The sequence below is a fragment of the Sulfuricurvum sp. genome, from assembly GCF_036279695.1.
Lineage (GTDB): Bacteria > Campylobacterota > Campylobacteria > Campylobacterales > Sulfurimonadaceae > Sulfuricurvum.
The window spans coordinates 1-17,078 of sequence record NZ_DASUIQ010000032.1 but is presented as its reverse complement, the minus strand read 5'-3'; the positions used below and the strand labels follow the sequence as shown (position 1 = coordinate 17,078).

16 protein-coding genes are annotated in these 17,078 nt (G+C 42.3%); 10 read left to right on the top strand and 6 right to left on the bottom strand.

What is annotated here, in order from left to right; translation table 11 throughout:
- Positions 1-657, top strand: a 657-nt coding sequence (locus VFW36_RS03510) for an ice-binding family protein (RefSeq protein ID WP_329657427.1), incomplete at its 5' end; no start/stop codon positions are given.
- A gap of 41 nt (positions 658-698) precedes the next feature.
- Here the strand turns inward: VFW36_RS03510 and VFW36_RS03505 are convergent.
- The 4 genes from VFW36_RS03505 to VFW36_RS03490 form a co-directional block, all read right to left on the bottom strand.
- Positions 699-1,784 (bottom strand): sensor domain-containing diguanylate cyclase, encoded by a 1,086-nt coding sequence (locus VFW36_RS03505; RefSeq protein WP_329657426.1) that lies wholly within the window; start codon positions 1,782-1,784, stop codon positions 699-701.
- Positions 1,777-3,081, bottom strand: coding sequence for a PAS domain-containing sensor histidine kinase (locus tag VFW36_RS03500; protein WP_329657425.1), 1,305 nt, complete (start codon positions 3,079-3,081; stop codon positions 1,777-1,779). The genes VFW36_RS03505 and VFW36_RS03500 overlap by 8 nt, the downstream gene beginning before the upstream one ends.
- Complete coding sequence (locus VFW36_RS03495) at positions 3,078-5,732, bottom strand: CheR family methyltransferase (protein WP_329657424.1); 2,655 nt, start codon at positions 5,730-5,732, stop codon at positions 3,078-3,080. Before VFW36_RS03495 ends, VFW36_RS03500 begins: the two co-directional genes overlap by 4 nt.
- A gap of 133 nt (positions 5,733-5,865) precedes the next feature.
- Entirely contained in the window at positions 5,866-6,228 is a 363-nt protein-coding gene (locus tag VFW36_RS03490) for a hypothetical protein (RefSeq protein WP_329657423.1), read from the bottom strand.
- A gap of 314 nt (positions 6,229-6,542) precedes the next feature.
- Between VFW36_RS03490 and VFW36_RS03485 the strand changes: the two genes are divergently transcribed.
- The 7 genes from VFW36_RS03485 (at position 6,543) to VFW36_RS03455 (ending at position 10,025) form a co-directional block, all read left to right on the top strand.
- A complete protein-coding gene (locus VFW36_RS03485) occupies positions 6,543-6,689 on the top strand; it encodes a lmo0937 family membrane protein (RefSeq protein WP_329657422.1) in 147 nt (48 codons plus the stop codon).
- A 123-nt stretch (positions 6,690-6,812) separates the two neighbouring features.
- Complete coding sequence (locus VFW36_RS03480; protein WP_329657421.1) at positions 6,813-7,034, top strand: hypothetical protein; 222 nt, start codon at positions 6,813-6,815, stop codon at positions 7,032-7,034.
- A gap of 40 nt (positions 7,035-7,074) precedes the next feature.
- Positions 7,075-7,368, top strand: coding sequence for a hypothetical protein (locus VFW36_RS03475; protein WP_329657420.1), 294 nt, complete (start codon positions 7,075-7,077; stop codon positions 7,366-7,368).
- Between the two features lie 95 nt (positions 7,369-7,463).
- A complete protein-coding gene (locus tag VFW36_RS03470; RefSeq protein WP_329657419.1) occupies positions 7,464-7,649 on the top strand; it encodes a hypothetical protein in 186 nt (61 codons plus the stop codon).
- Complete coding sequence (locus VFW36_RS03465; protein WP_329657418.1) at positions 7,646-8,386, top strand: BON domain-containing protein; 741 nt, start codon at positions 7,646-7,648, stop codon at positions 8,384-8,386. Before VFW36_RS03470 ends, VFW36_RS03465 begins: the two co-directional genes overlap by 4 nt.
- A gap of 22 nt (positions 8,387-8,408) precedes the next feature.
- Positions 8,409-8,948 (top strand): outer membrane beta-barrel protein, encoded by a 540-nt coding sequence (locus VFW36_RS03460; protein ID WP_329657417.1) that lies wholly within the window; start codon positions 8,409-8,411, stop codon positions 8,946-8,948.
- An 87-nt stretch (positions 8,949-9,035) separates the two neighbouring features.
- A complete protein-coding gene (locus tag VFW36_RS03455; RefSeq protein WP_329657416.1) occupies positions 9,036-10,025 on the top strand; it encodes an OmpA family protein in 990 nt (329 codons plus the stop codon).
- 38 nt (positions 10,026-10,063) lie between these two features.
- Here the strand turns inward: VFW36_RS03455 and VFW36_RS03450 are convergent, their stop codons facing one another.
- Positions 10,064-13,777, bottom strand: a complete 3,714-nt coding sequence (locus VFW36_RS03450) for a response regulator (RefSeq protein WP_329657415.1) — start codon at positions 13,775-13,777, stop codon at positions 10,064-10,066.
- Positions 13,770-14,954 carry a two-component system response regulator gene (locus VFW36_RS03445; protein ID WP_329657414.1) on the bottom strand — a complete coding sequence of 395 codons (1,185 nt, stop codon included), beginning with the start codon at positions 14,952-14,954 and terminating at the stop codon, positions 13,770-13,772. The genes VFW36_RS03450 and VFW36_RS03445 overlap by 8 nt, the downstream gene beginning before the upstream one ends.
- Before the next feature lie 194 nt (positions 14,955-15,148).
- On the opposite strand from VFW36_RS03445, the gene VFW36_RS03440 reads away from it, so the two are divergent.
- Positions 15,149-16,594 (top strand): ice-binding family protein, encoded by a 1,446-nt coding sequence (locus VFW36_RS03440; RefSeq protein ID WP_329657413.1) that lies wholly within the window; start codon positions 15,149-15,151, stop codon positions 16,592-16,594.
- A gap of 47 nt (positions 16,595-16,641) precedes the next feature.
- On the top strand, positions 16,642-17,078 hold a 437-nt coding region (locus VFW36_RS03435), incomplete at its 3' end, for a hypothetical protein (RefSeq protein ID WP_329657412.1).

Below are 17,078 nucleotides of genomic sequence, written 5' to 3'. Positions count from 1 at the left end.
CTCGGAACAGCAGGCAATTTTGTCCTTCTTAGTAAATCGGGCATTTCAACTACCGGTGCAACAAGTATTACCGGAGACATCGGTGTCAGTCCTATCGATGCAACTGCATTTACAGGTTTTTCTAATTATACCCTTGCTGGTACCTATGCAACAGCCGATCAGGTAACCGGAAAGTTGTATGCGGCTAATTTTGCAGCTCCTACTCCTGCGTATATGACCACTGCTATTAGTGATATGGAAATAGCGTTCACCGATGCGGCAGGACGTACAAATCCTACTGCTACAGAACTAGGTGCCGGAAATATCAGCGGCATGACTCTCGCTCCCGGTCTCTATAAATGGGGAACCGGTCTTCTCATTAGCGGTGCAGGGGTTACCCTCTCCGGTGGAGCCAATGATGTATGGATCTTTCAGATCGCACAAGATTTGACTGTGAGTAACGGTGCAATCATTACGCTGACCGGAGGGGCAAAGGCTAAAAATGTTTTCTGGCAAGTCTCAGGGCAAACAGCGCTTGGAACAACCGTTCAATTCAAAGGTAATATTTTGAGTCAAACCTTAATTTCCCTCAATACAGGTGCAACATTGGAAGGGCGTACATTAGCCCAAACCGCTGTTACTTTAAATGCCAATACTATTATTCTTCCTACTCCATAAAGCAAGAATTACTCGGGCTAATCCCCGATTGATTCTATTGATTAATTACTTCGAATACTTTCATTTTCTTCAGGAACAAAAACATAATAGCGATTTTTTCCGGCTGATTTTGCTTGATACATCGCATAATCAGCCTGAGCAAGTAACTGATCAGCATCCACATTAATAATTTGCGGATAAAAGGTAATCCCAAGACTCGCAGAAACTTTAACCATTTGATTGTCGATCAAAACAGGTTTTTGTGTACTCTCTAGCAATCGATTGAGCATAGGAACACACGCTTGAATATCATTTAAGTTGAGCAGTAATATGACAAATTCATCGCCACCGATCCTAGCAATCGTATCAACCTCACGGAGTGAACGTTTCATATTGGTAGCGAGTGCAACCAAAAGTTGATCTCCTGCTTCATGTCCGTACGTATCATTCACATTTTTGAAGCCGTCTAAGTCAAGGTAGAGCACGGCAAAAGGTTGTTTATGACGGTTGGTCTGCGCCATAGCTTGATGGAGGCGATCAGCTAATAGGATACGATTAGGCAGTGATGTCAAAGGGTCGTATTGAGCTATATGCTGTAGCTGAATCTCATATTTTTTCCGCTCGCTAATATCACTTATGACAACTCTCCATTGGGGTATATTGTTCGAATCTCGAACTATCGTTGTCGTTAGATTAGTCCAAAACAGTGTCTGATCTGATTTAAACATCCGCAATTCGCAAATCGGGTTTGATCCGCTCTGGAGGAGTTGTTTTGAATAGAGGTAATAGATGTCTTGATCTTCATGGATGATAAATGTCGAAAACGACTGTTGTAGTAAGGCTGATTGATGATGATCCAGCATCAAAGCAGCGGTAAGATTGGTTTGCACGATAACACCATGTTCATTCAGAGTACAATACCCGATAGGGGCGAACTCATAAAGATCGAAATACCGTTTTCGCTCCTCTTCCAATTCACGTTGTACCCGCTGTAGCTCTTCATTTTGCAACTCCAGCTCGATTTGATGGAGATGTAGTTCATGTACCATTTTTTTTATTTCTGCTGATGAGAGATTCTCAAAATTTTGTAACTCATCTGTACCGTTTTTGTGTGCTATCTCTTCCGCACGCTGACGAATATTAGACATGATGTTTGTCCAGCGTAATCACGAAGCAAGCCCCTTGGTTTTTATTGAACCATGTAAAACTTCCTGAAAAATATTTTTCGATAATGGTTTGCGAAATATATAAGCCGAGCCCCGTCCCCATAAGCCCTTTAGTCGTAAAATAAGGCTGAGCTATTTTATCGATAATGGCTTCCGGAATCCCGCCGCCGTTATCCCGTATTGTGGTGATGATGGAAGAGACGGTTTCCTCGATAATAACGGTGATGATTGCCGGTTTGACGTTCTCCGTTTCCAAAGTATGTTTGGCATTTTCTAAAATATTCAGAAATACTTGGACTAACGAGTTTTTATGAATCAGTAAGGTGCTTTGGCTGTTGTTGTGAATATTGATCGCAATGTTGGTCGTCACATAGCATTGTCCGATAATTTTGAGCGTACATTCGATGACTTCCTCTATCGTAACCCATTCTTTTGGTTGGTCGGGAGAGAAAAAATTTCTAAAATCATCGATGGTTTTGGACATAAACTGCAAAATTTGATCAACTTTTTCGTGGGATTCATAAATGCTTTTATCATCTAATTTACCCAATTCTAATTTTATGTACATATCTTGGTTTATAAGCGCCAGATTGTTCAGCGGTTGTCGCCATTGATGGGCTATCATCGATATGAGATCTCCCATAGCCGCTTTTTGCGCCTGAGCCAGCATAATCTGCTCATTGAGTTTTAATTTTTCCTTGACCATCGTATATTTTGTAATATCACTGATGATTAGATGAGACTCATATATATTGTCAGGGTTATGCCCGTCACGGGTTTCCAAGTGCGCCCAAAACGGTTTATCGTTTTTACCGATCATTCGTAATTCACAAAAACGTGATTCACCGAAATCATCGGATTGTTTTTGACACAGGTAATAAATATCCTGATCTTCATGGAGGATAAATTGGGTAATAGATTGGTTGATTAGATCGCTTTGACTTTTTCCAAAGAGGTTTAGTGCCGTTAAATTTGCTTGTAGAATCTTCCCTTGCATGTTGAGAGTACAATACCCGACCGGTGCTAGATTATAGAGATCGATGTATCGATTTCGTTCACGGTCAAGCTCGACTTGGGTAAGGTGCAATTGTTCATTTTGCATCTCTAATTCGATCTGATGAACTTGCAGTTCATGGATGAGACGATGCGTCTCATCAACAGATAATATTTCGAGACTTTTAGGGTTGCGTGCCGCTGCTTCTTCAGCTTTTCGGCGAAGCATTCGACTCGAACTCTTCAATATATTTTGCTCAAAGTAGGGGTCGCTTTTCGCTATCATTGTACATCATTTACTGTGCACTTAAGCATCTCATTCGCTTTACGGAGGGCTTCTCGTATTTGAACGGTCTCAGTTATATCAACAAAAGAGATGACAGCGCCTTCGATAACATTGTTCAACGTTCGATAAGGCTGAATCCGCATCGTATACCATAGCCCTTCGATTGTCTGAACCTCTATCTCTTGAGGAATCAGGGTATCTAAGACATGATGAATATCCTCGACCAGCCGATCGTATCCCCGAAGATTCGATACAACATGTCCGATCGGTCGTCCGACATCGCTGGCTATCAGGTTTATGATTCGAGTTATATCACGGGTATAGCGGAGAATATTGAGATTAATATCAACAAAGACCGTTCCGATTCCTGTACCGGAGAGGAGGTTATTCATATCATTATTGACACGCGATAGATCACTAACTTTGGTCTGAAGCTCGGCATTGACGGTGGATAACTCTTCATTCATCGATTGTAGCTCTTCTTTGGACGTTTCAAGCTCTTCGTTGGTCGATTGTAGCTCTTCATTTAGTGATTGCATCTCTTCATTAGACGATTGTAACGCCTCAATAGTCGATTCGAGTTTATCGTTTGCAGCTTGGAGATACTCTTCTTGAGCTTGTAACTCTTGCTGGAGCGAAGCAATATGTCCGATAGGATCAGACTCTTTTGTCCCTGTTATCGAAGCATTATTAGTTTTTGTATCGTTATTGGTCTCTTCAATACTAATAAGGTACAAAGGCGAATCGATGGATACGGCAGAGGAAACAGGCCGTACGCTCAAATCAACCGTTTTTGAATACCCGTTTTGTTCAATGTTCAATCCCGATCGTCGAACCGTCTCTTTTTTCACGATCGCTTTTTGCAATGCCATGGTGAGCTCGCGCCGAAGAGTATCTCTTGCCATTTTTAAGACATTATTGATTCCCATCTCACCGGAGGGAAGTTCTAAATAGGTTCCTGTTTTACCATGCAGATAGAGAATGTCTCCTTGGGCATTGACCAGTATCGCACTCATATTGAGCTGTTTCAATATGGCTTGTTCCGTTATCTCACGCAGAGGCAATTTCACTAAAGGATTCATTTTGTCACTGTTTTGTACCGATTGTGAGCGTATCGATTTGGTGGTCGGGACAATACGTCCGATTGTTTTTGCGGTATCGTATGGGGTCTCTTTGCGTTTAAATAGTTTGGATTTTTGATCCACGACACTAAAAAAATCATTGAATTCCCCGATGCTCTCTGATGAGCCCAAAAAGAGTGTTCCTTCCGGGTTGAGGGCGTAGTGGAAGAGGGGGATGAGCCGTTTTTGCAACGGAGCACCCAAATAGATCATGAGATTTCGGCAGCTGATAAGGTCGATTTTAGAAAACGGAGGGTCTTTGATGATATTTTGCTCGGAAAAAATCAGCATATCTCGTATGTTTTTATGGATTCTATACCCACTACCGTCGGCTTCAAGGGTAAAAAAATGCTCCAATCTTTGAGGAGAGATACTCGCAGTGATACCCAGAGGATAGAGACCGGCACGGGCAACGGCTATAGCATGCGAATCAATATCGGTCGCAAAGAGTTGAACCGAATAATTAAGTTTGTGCTCTTCCATGTATTCACGGATGAGAATCGCTATCGAATACGCCTCTTCACCGGTAGAACATCCCGCTGTCCAGATGCGAATGAGACTCCCTTGCGGTTTGAGGGCAAAAAGATCGGGAATCACTTTCTCTTTAAGGGCTAAAAATGCCTCAGTATCACGAAAAAAGCTGGTAACGCCTATGAGCAAATCATGAAACAGGGCATCCAACTCGTCCGAATTTTGTTGTAAAAATTTGACATACTCACTGATCACTTCGATTCCAATAAGACCCATTCGTCTCTCAATACGTCGGTAAATCGTATTGGGTTTGTATTGGGAAAAATCATGTCCGCTCTTGGCACGAAGTAAAACAAATATTTTATTCATCACATTTTTGGATGCGCTGATTAATGTGTTCTCACTGTTATCTATATCACCGGAGAGGAGTATGAGTTGTTGCATCATCTCTTCGGGAGACAGTATGAAATCGACAAGACCCGTCGCGATCGCACTCTCTAACATCCCGGTATACTCGGTTGTTTCAGGAGCTTGGACGAGTACGATTCCGCCGGCATCCTTAATCGCTTGCATCCCTTGTGTTCCATCAGTCCCAGTACCCGAGAGGATAACGCCGATAGAGTGTTCATGTTGATCTTGAGCCAATGTCTGAAAGAAAAAATCGATCGGTAAATGTTTACCGTGTTCTTCCGTAGGCTCCAGCAACTGAAGCGTCCCGTTTAGATAAGCCATATCAAATCCGGGGGGGATCACATAAACGCAGTTTCGTTCTACCCGTATACCGTCACTCACTTCAAATACTTTCATCTTGGTGTATTTACGGATGATGTCGGTGAGAATACTCGTATGTTCCGGAGCGAGATGCTGTAGTAAAACAAATGCCATATCCGGATTCGTATTCGCAGGTAGCCCTGAAAAAAAGGCCTCGAATGCGGCAAGCCCACCCGCCGATGCACCTACACCGACAACAAGAAAATGAGTCTCATGTGTATCACTTTCCTCTTGCGGCAAAAGTAGCTTCGGATTTTCATTTGTATGGGTAGATCGGTGTTTAGACATGATGTACTCTCACTTATATAATATAATTAATATTTATCGAATAGGTAGATCAACTATTTGGAGTACAAATAGAGTGTATCACAATTCCAGATGATAGAAGATGAAAGTGATACAACATTGTACTTCAAACTATCTATTTAAGGTCGAGTTTCAATTCAGGATATTTTTCATGAAACATCCGTTCGCTCTCTTGTGCGAGTTTCGTCCCCTCAATGATGTCTTTGTTACCTTGTTCGATCTCATTTTTACCGGTCATCATATCTTTATCGCCCGATTTCACAAGCTCTTCACCGTGTTTAACCAATTTCTCACCCGATTTTTTTAGTTCAGACCCGTGGTCCCAATTTTTGGCCAACTGTTTTTGATCAACACCTGTTGCTTTTTCATCCGCCGCGTGCATACGCATAAAATCACCTGTAGTGGGAGATTTTGAACTACAACCGATGAGAGCCGTCATCGCAATAATAACTGCTGCTATCATTTTTAATTCATTCATAATGTTTCCTCATGTTTAGTATTGTGATTTCTCACTAAAATAAGTTTATCTGAATTAAAACACAATAAAACGCGACATCAGAACTATATAAATTTTTTAATATCTACAATATATAACTAATCGAGTTATTAAATATTAGACTATAATCTTTATATTCGGCGAAGTAGGCCGGGTGTACTATAACGGCAAATATGTTATTTAGTTTATTTACGTATGACTAAACAGCATAACGTCATGAAGTGACGCGTAATTTTAGAGCCGCAGACACTGGTCTGTATTCCTTACGACACGCCTACTATGGCAAAGAAGAAAAAATGCTCGAAACACTTGCACTCGTTCTTATTGTCCTCTGGATACTTGGCTTCGTCACCTCGTATACCATGGGTGGATTTATCCATATTCTTTTAGTTATTGCCGTTGTGGTGATTCTAATTCGTGTCATACAGGGACGTAGATTATAAAACCTTGTGGGACACACACAATTACAATAATTGGGGAATACAGTTCTGATTTTAAATTTAAAAGGTTTTTCCTGTCGAGCTTGACCTTGTGGAGATTTCAACCTTTTATACCATGGAGAAAGAATGAACATATTTAAAACTGCAGGGATCATTTTGATCATAGCAGGCGTGCTTGGATTGGTGTATGGAAAATTCAGTTATACCAAAGAGACTAAAGAGACCAAAATGGGACCGATAGAATTAACGATCAAAGAAGAGAACATGATCAATATCCCCTATTGGGCCGGAGCAGGTACTGTCATATTCGGCAGTTTTATACTACTGTTCGGCATGAAAAGAGACTAACCTTTGACATGTTCGAATAGTCATTCAAAAAGGAACTATTATGAGTACAAAAGAAGCCTATAAACAAAAGTTAAATGCGGAGTTGGGATTAGCTCAAGCAAAACTCATCGAGTTTAAAGCCGAAGCGAAAAATTCCGCAGCCGATGTTCGTGTTAAATACAATGAACAGTTGGATGATCTTCAGCAGATGATTGATACGACTAAAGAAAAGCTAAAAGAGCTTGATAATGCTGGTGAAGATGCGTGGGAACACCTCAAAGAGGGGATCGAAAGCGCATGGGCAACCTTAGGAACCGCGCTAAAAGATACCGCCGATAAATTCAAAAAAAAGTAATCACTGCTTAGGCCTCTTAACACCCGTAAGTCCTATGAAAGAATTGATTAGAATGCACACTGTGCCGGCCATAGACAACAACAAAAGGAACTATTATGAACTCGTTTAAAAAAGATGAAAAAGCACCCGTTATTCCAGCTAAAGATCCTAAAATGAATGAAGAAAAAGAAGACAAAATCGGTCTCAAAAAAGATAGTCACGCTGAAAATGCCGGAAGCGATCACAAAAAAGATTCAGCACTCAAAGCTTCGTCTCATTCTGAGCAAAGTGTAAAAAAATGAAATCGTTTAAACGCACTAACGTTATGAATACGGCGATGGTTGCAGCGGTTTTAATCTCCACCGCTCTCCCTTTATTCGCATCCGATACAGATGATCGGATTGAATCATCCTTTAAAAAAAGTTACGTCTATAAAACCTATTTATCGGATGAAAATATCAAAATAACCTCCAAAGAGGGGGTGGTTACCTTATCAGGGAATGTGTTGGATGAATCACACAAACCGATGGCTCAGGATGTTGCTGAAGCACTCCCCGGAGTCAAAAGTGTAGAAAATACGATTGTCCTGAAAAATGAGAAGTCCGATACATGGCTAAAAATGAAAGTTCAAACGGCTTTAGCGTTTCATGCTAACGTTAACGCTAGCAATACTGACGTTAGTGTAAAAGACGGAATCGTTACCCTAAAAGGTAAGGCAATCAACCAAGCCCAAAAAGATCTTACGAGTGAATACGCGAAAGATGTCGAAGGGGTAAAAAGTGTAAACAATGAAATGAGCATGGCAAAAGCGGACACTATCGGTGAAAAAATCGATGATGCTTCGATTACGGCTCAGGTTAAGATGACATTGATGATGCACCGTTCAACCGGCGTAGTACGAACCAGTGTTACCACCAATAACGGTGTCGTTACCCTAAGCGGAAAAGCACGCAATGAAGCTGAAAAAGATTTAGTGACAAAGCTGTGTGAAGATGTTCATGGGGTTAATACCGTTGTCAATAAAATGACGATTGAATAAATACCAAATCTAAGGATTAATGATGAAAAAAGCACTTTTAACAACCTTACTTGCCGGCGGGCTGATGGGAGCTGAGAATGCTCCCTTCATCGGCGTCAGCGTCGGTAATGTTGAATTAAAAAGCCAAGTTCAACTGGTAAATTACGAATCAAAAGTGGACGATACCCATTATACGGCTACGTTGGGACAATATATAGACGAGTATGGAAGAGTATCACTCTCGTATACCTATGTTAAACCGACCCATAACATACAGCACAGTGATGGAGCCTCTTTGGCTTTTGATCTTATTTTACCGATGATTGACAACGCATTTTTCGTGTATGCAGGACCGGTTGCAGGTTATACCCGTTATGAAGAAGAAGCTGCCGGGATCAAACTTGATCTTAGCGGACTTCATTACGGTGCTCAAGCCGGAGCAATAGTACGTATTATGAATAATATCGAAGTAGAGGGAGGTTATCGTTATCTCATCGAAACGGGCAGTGATACGCTTTTGGGCGTTAAAGTAGAAGCTGATAGACTCAAAATGTGGTATATCGGTGCAAATCTTCGTTTCTAACTCTTCAAACTGCGAACACAAACAAACCTATCATTACAAGGTAACTCGATCACAGGATCGAATTACCCTTGAACAAAAGGATACAAGATGAAGTATAAAATAGCTTTCTCGGCACTTCTTGCCGCAGTACTGCTGGGTGCGAATGATCATAATTATGAAATCAGCGCAGTAGGCGGGTATACCATCCCCAGTGACGGTCAATATTTGGATGATTACAATACCTACGGAGCAGAAATGCAATATAATGGATTGGAATTTGCGATTAAACCTGAGCTCTCTGTTTTTTACAGCAATGCTGATTATAGATATGACAGCGGCAGTACAGAGGTATTTCGTACCGCACTCAACGGCGTCTATACATTCGATCATTCCGGATCGGTAGCTCCGTTTTTCAAAATCGGTGGCGGATATGAATCGATGAGCAATACCGCATTTGGAAATCATGACGGCTTCTTTGCCGATGGTGGGATGGGGTTGAAATTTGAGGTAACAGATTCGATTTCGATGAAACTAGAAGCGATAAAGATGTTTAAACATAACGATGGAGGCTCGGATAATAATCTCCTTCTTGTCGGAGGATTGACGTTTGCTTTCGGTAGCAATGGTGAAAAAGAGCGCATCGAGGTCTCCGCACCTGAACCGATCGCTATCCCTGCTTCTGCCGTTGTAGTCGAAAAATCGCTCGAAACTATTAAAACTACCGAAACCACTACGGTAACGGAACCTATCGCGTGTCCGCCTGTTAAAACGACCATTAATGATCATTTTGTCTTTAACTCCGATCACATCGATTCAACGGCAGCATCAGAAATCAGAGCATTTGTCATATTTATGAATGAAAATCCTCTCTACAAAGCGACCATTACGGGGCACACCGATAGTATCGGTACACCGGAAAACAACCAAATTGTCTCAGTAAAACGGGCTGAAAAGGTAAAAGAGGCATTAGTTGCACAGGGGATAGCACCTGAACGGCTAAATGCGGTGGGGAAGGGCGAAAGTATGCCGATCGTGAGCAATATGCTCAAAGCAGGACGCGCCGAAAATCGCCGTATTGAAGTCGATCTCTACCAATAAAACGAGGGTAATATTTCTCCCGCTTTCTATGGGGGAGATTAAATCATAATTCCTAATGCATCCGCTAGTACCAGCAGCTCTTTTTGGGCATCTTCATACTCAAATTCATCCACAAAGTTTTGTATTTTTTTCATCTCTTCAAATCCGCTCAGTTCATCATAAAGTCCAGCAAGTGTCGTCACGGCATCGGAATCGAGTCCTATAAGCTGCTCGTTAAAATGGCGAAGTTTAATGGCTAATTTATCTTTATCGACTGATATAGGCTCCTTCTCGATGTCATGGACTATTTCTTCCTGTGTACCGTAGACGGTATTGATTCTCGACAAAAGATTGATTAGGTCAATTTCTAAATTATGTATCGCCTCATCACGCCCATCCGTACTATTGTTTTTGAGCATGTTTTCAAGTATTTGCGCGTTATCGGCGATCAATATAGCACCTATGGTTCCGGCTAAACTTTTGAGCGTATGTACTTCACGTAATGCACTTTCTGTATTATCGAATGCAAGCGCTTCATTGATCCGCACGACGGCATCGGTTTGCGTTTGACTAAAGCGTCCGATCAATTTTCGGAGCAGTTTGATATTTCCTCCCATCCGTATCAAAGTATTATTGACTTCCAATTCAGGAATATCAGGCAATGTTTCAGCCTCATCATGCGATGCTAACACAAAAACATTCGGATTTGCAGGTTTAATCCAATGCGCCAAAGTCAAAAATAACTGTGTTACGTCGATCGGTTTAGGGATATGATCATTCATCCCCCATTCGATACATTTTTCTCTGTCACCCGCCATAGCATTAGCAGTCATCGCGAGGATCGGGAGATCTTTAAATCGGGAGTCTTGACGAATTTGATGCGTCGCTTCAAATCCATCCATAATCGGCATCTGACAATCCATCAAAACACCGTCATAATCGGTGTATTTTACTTTTTCTACCGCTTCGGCTCCATTGATAGCAACATCCACTTTTATTCCCGCATTTTGAAGCAGTTCCAGTGCCAATTCCATATTCACTTCATTGTCTTCGACCAGCAACAGGTGAGCTCCTTGAAGCGATTGAATAGCCTCTTGGGCATTAACCTCTTTTTCTTGCTTGCGTGTTCGCTGAAAAGCCTCTTTACCGAGGGCACTGAGGATTGTATCGAGCAAAGTTGAGGGGCTGACCGGTTTTACCAGAAGTCCATCGAGATGAACACCATCGGCTCTTTGGAGTAAATCATCCCGACTGTATGCCGTCACCATGACAAACGCCGGAGTATGTGACAGCCCTATATCTTCACGTATCCGTTTAATGGTTTCGATCCCATCCATTTCCGGCATCATCCAGTCCATGAGAACCAAACCGTAGGGTTTATAATCGCGTTGAGCGTTTTCGAGTTCAAGAATCGCCTTTTCACCACTGCTAACCGCGGTAGGAACAAATTTGAACGATTCGAGGATAGTGAGGATGATTTCTCTTGCATTGGCATTGTCATCGACCACCAAAATCCGCAATCCTTCAATATCTTTTGGATCGAGGGAGAGGGTACGCTGTTCATGCTGTACACCGAATTTGGCGGTGAAGTGAAAAGTACTTCCCGCTCCGAGCTGACTCTCAATCCCGATGGAGCCTTCCATGATTTCTATCAGACGTTTGCTGATGGTTAGACCCAACCCTGTACCGCCGTATTTTCGAGTTGTAGAGGTATCGGCTTGGGTGAAGGCTTTGAATAGATTGCTACGTTGTTCTTCACTCAGTCCGATCCCCGTATCGGTAATGTCAAAACGGATACGTACACCGTCCGTCTCATCGGATATTTTATGAACACCGACGGTGATTTCCCCTTTCTCCGTAAATTTGATCGCATTATTGACTAAATTACTCAGGACTTGCCCCAATCGAAACGGATCACCGATGAGGGCGGTCGGCAGATCCGTACCGATGTCAAACAATAATTCCAGCCCTTTTTCCTGTACTTTGATGACGGTGAGATCGGCGAGAGTATCCATCACATCTTCGAGGTAAAAATCGATATGTTCAAATTCGATTTTCCCCGCTTCGATTTTGGAAAAATCGAGAATATCGTTGATGATACCGAGAAGATTTTTGGCGGATGAGTCGACTTTCAAAATATAGTTGCGCTGTTTGGGATTGAGATCGGTTTGCAATGCCAGATGAGACATACCGATAATCGCATTCATGGGAGTTCGGATTTCATGGCTCATGTTGGCTAGAAAGTTACTTTTGGCTTTGGTCGCCCCTTCGGCAACGATTTTGGCTGATTCAAGTTCATCGCGTTGCTTGAGAAGTGACTCTTTTTGGGATAATAACTCTTCGGTCTGTTCTTCGAGTTGAGCGGCTTGAGCGCCTAATTGTTCATTACTAGTTTCGAGTTGATCTCGACGGGATTGGAGCTGATAGGTGGAAGCGGCCAATTCCAACGCTTGCGCCTGAGTCGTACTGAGCAAAGTCCGAGTAGCCACATTTCCGATGAGTATCTGAAATTTTTCCGCAATAATAGGTAATAAAGCTTCATAAAAAAGGATTTGCACTTCATCGAAAGAGGAGAGTGAGGCGATTTCCAATACCGCTAACGTTGTATCGTGATTCTTTATGGGTGAGATCATGAGGGTACGTATCTGTAGTTTTCCCAAACCTGTTGCGACCTCAAAATACTCTTGTTCACCAAGCGAAACCGTGATGCTTTTTTTCTCTTTGAGCGCTTGAGATACAAGCCCCTCTCCGCGTGCAAACGTTTGGATGGATGGGGTTTCCTCACCACCGTAGCCTCCGATGCGTTTGAGTGTGGAGCCGTCATCGATGATATAAAGTGCCGCATACACAAGATTCATAATCGGAGCAAGGGTACTCGATAACGCATCCGCAAATGTTTCATAAGATTCTGCAGACTGTACACTGTGATGGATTAATGCTATTTTCTCTTTTATCCAATACTCCCGTTTCAGATTCATGGCTCCTTGCTGTAGAATCAGTACAGACGAAGCCATTTGTCCTATTTCATTTCTGTAATCGATATAGGGTATTTTGGCCTCAAGCTCTCCCTCGGCAAGATTTCTGATCCTTTTGCCCAATACACTTAACGGTCTACGAATGGATACGGATACCGCAACCCCTGATGAAATCCCGATGATTAGCCCAAAAAACAATAACCACAAAGAGACACTTTGCGCATTTTTGGTTATAGCGATACTCTCCTCCATTGCCAATTTTGCATCCTCTTCTTTGAGCCTTATCATCTCTATAACAACCTCATTCGCCTCGTCCGCACCCTTTCTAAATTCATCACTTTGAATGTATTGTGCCGCTTCTGCATTATTTTGAGATTGCAAAAGGATGGCATGATCAATCTTTTTACCGTAGTCATCGAACAAAATATCAAAGTGGGACATCTTTGCTTTTGCTTCATGTCCCAGAAGGTGCTGATGAGCTATTTGGGATTCTTCTTTTACTTTTTTTTGTGAAGAGGCGAGCAGATGGAGCGCATTATCCAATTCTGTTGTATTTGTAGCGCGCACCATTTGGCGAAGCCCTTGTGCCAGATTATTCACCCCCTCGGCTACCGATTCGAGATGGGTGATACCGACGAGATGCATATTGTACATATTGCTTTGTAGCTTACTGAGTTGATTCATCGTATAAATACTTTGAATGCCGATCACTATCGCCAAAAATATTCCGGCACTCATAACCAGAAGCAATTTTGTGTTTAACTCCATTTTTTCTAAAAAAATCATCCCTTTATTCATCGGTTTTTTCCTCATTTTTGGTGTTGTGCAGAGCGTTTAATTGATCTGTTTTTGTTTTAATATCCGATTCGCTGTCCATAAAACGTGCCGCAATAGTTTGAAACTCGTCTTGGAGGGTTAAAAAAGCATCGACAATATCGGGGTCAAAATGTTTTCCTCTCCCCTCGATAATAATTTTGATAGCTATTTCATGGGGAATCGGCTCTTTGTAAACGCGTCGACTGATGAGCGCATCATAGACATCCGCAAGAGACATTAACCGAGCGGATATAGGGATGTCATTGCCGCTCGCACCGGTAGGATAACCGCTACCGTCGTATTTTTCCTGATGGTAGTAGGCAATCTCTTTGGCGATACGGAGAAACTCCACCTGAAGCCCCAGTTGATTCTCCGCATGTTTAATCGCATCGCGCCCCAATGTGGTATGGGTTTTCATGATCTCAAACTCGTCTACACTCAACTTACCCGGTTTGAGGAGTATCCGATCGGGTATTCCCACTTTGCCGATGTCATGCAGAGGTGCCGATTTATAGAGAGTCTCTATCATGGTTTCTGAGAGAAAATAGCCGAAATTGGGATGAGTTTTGAGCTTATCGGCAAGAACTTTGACGTAATGCTGTGTACGCCGTATATGGTTTCCCGTCTCCAGATCCCGCGTCTCTGCGAGTGATGCCATCGCTAAAATCGTAACATCCTGTATCGCCGATATTTCATGCGTCCGTTTGGTGATCTCTGTTTCGAGATAAAGATTTTTGTCGTTCAAAAAATCAGCGGCAGCTTTTACCTGAAGCTGAGTTTTGATTCTGGTGATAAGTATGCTCGGCGATATTGGCTTAGTAATATAGTCTACCGCTCCGAGTTCAAGCCCTTTTTTTTCATCTTCAGGGGCACTCATTGCGGTCAAAAAAATGACAGGAATATCACGAGTTTTAGGATCCGTTTTTAACTCACGAATCACATCGTATCCTGATTTTACGGGCATCATAATATCAAGCAATATCAAGTCTGGTTTTGCAGCACCGTGAAGGTATCGCAGCGCTTTTTCACCGCTATTGGCTACTATTATTTTGTATGAATCGTTTAACAATGCACTCATCAGAGTAAGATTATCGGCAGTGTCATCGACCACTAGGATACTGGGTCGTAGTAAAAGATCAACCTTAATTTCGGATACCATACTTTTCTCCAATAAAACACATTTAATTAATATATGTTATAGATTTGCCCATTGTAACCCTTTGACCTTGTTTAATTCTTGGAATAATTAATAGTATTTAATCTTAATCAATAATATAAAACTATAAGTCATACTGCTAGCAATCGTTATTTAAAATTAAATTGCGATATATTTAATTATAGGAGAGTGATATTATGGAAGTTTTTAAACGATACTCTAATCGGATACTTTGGTTAAGTATCTCGATGTTAGCTGCTTTTTTTGTTGGATGCAGCAGTAGCGGAGATGCAACTCCATCGAGTCCCTTAGCACCGACCGTTACGACAACCACCCCTTTTGATACAGCAATTTCGGTAGCACGTAATACCAAAGTACTTGCACAATTTAGTACAACTATGGATGCTACAACCCTAAGCACCACGACCTTTACTCTAACAGGACCGGGGGCTACACCGGTTTCCGGTACCGTTACCTATTCAGGAACAACCGCTACATTTGATCCGACTGTGGATTTAAACGCATCAACGTTATATACGGCGACTGTGACCAAAGGTGCCAAAAACAGTTCAGGGGTAGCTATGAACGCTGATTATGTTTGGACATTTACCACCGGTGCAATCACCGATATTATCCCTCCTGATGTCAATGCCACTTATCCTGATAGTAATGCCACTGCGATACCAATCAATCGTAATATCACCGCTACTTTTAACGAGGCGATTGATCCGGCTTCCCTCAATAACACTACCTTTACTCTCAGTGACGGCGTCACTCCGGTTGTCGGTACGATAACATATGTCGGATCAACGGCAATTTTTAATCCAACCGGTGATCTTAATTCGAGTACCGTTTATACCGCTACTTTGACCACCGGTATTACGGACTTAGCATCCAATACGATGGCAAGCAATTACACTTGGAATTTTACAACCGGCACGGCTGTCGCCGTTGGACCCGATCCTGTTAATCTCGGAACTGCAATCAATTATGCTGTTTTAGCTAAAACAGCAATCTCCACCATCCCAAATTCAGTCGTAACGGGGAATATAGGGTTAAGTCCTGCAGCACGAGGTGCTTTGACAGGATGGTCTCAAACCAATGATGTTACAGACACCTATGCGACATCGACACAAGTCGTTGCACCTTTCAAGCTGTATGCTTCAGACTTCGTAGGGGGGACAACAACAGCAGATCTTACGAGCGCAGTTCTCAATATGCAAGCGGCTTATACCGATGCTGCCGGACGCGCGGCTACATCAGCGGCTACCACTAACGTCGGAAGCGGTACGCTGACGAGTTTAACACTCGCACCGGGGGTTTATGAATGGGGCAGTGCGGTTACCATCCCTACCGATCTTACATTCACCGGCAATGCTACGGACGTCTGGATCCTAAAAGTCGCGGGAACACTGGACATGGCAGCCAACAAAAACGTCATTTTAGGCGGAAGTGCATTGGCAAAAAATATCTTTTGGCAAGTCTCCGGAGCGGTTACTATCGGAGCAGGAACACAGTTTAAAGGGGTCGTTTTAGGTCAAACTGCCATTACAATGGGTGGACTCTCATCGATAGAGGGGAGACTCTTAGCACAATCGGCAATAACCTTGAGTGCCACAACCGTAACCCAACCTGCACCGTAATTTCTAGTTATAGTGCGGTGTGAGTAAAATCAACACAAAGTAAAAATATGAAAAAGTTACTCTTAATAGTAGTATTCTCAAGTGGATTACTCGCCGCTGAAAAAGGGTGGTATATCGGTATAGACGGATACAAAACACGTTCCAATATAACCGTATCCAATCCTATACTAATGGAAAAACAAAACCTGACACGCAACTCCAAAACGTTGAAAATTGGGTATTTCATCAGCAGAGGAGGGCGTGCAAATATCTATTATCAACGCAATGATTCTATGGACGACACAAAAGGATATTTATACGGGGCAGGATACGACTATCTGATCGGTAGCTACGCACTGAAACCTTATTTTGGAATTTTGCTAGGATATTCGAAATACTCTCAACCGGATTTAACGATCGACGGAGGATTTGTGGGAGCGAATTTGGGATTAAACTATGCATTGAGTGAAAATTTTTCACTTGAAGCCGGTTATCGGTATATTCA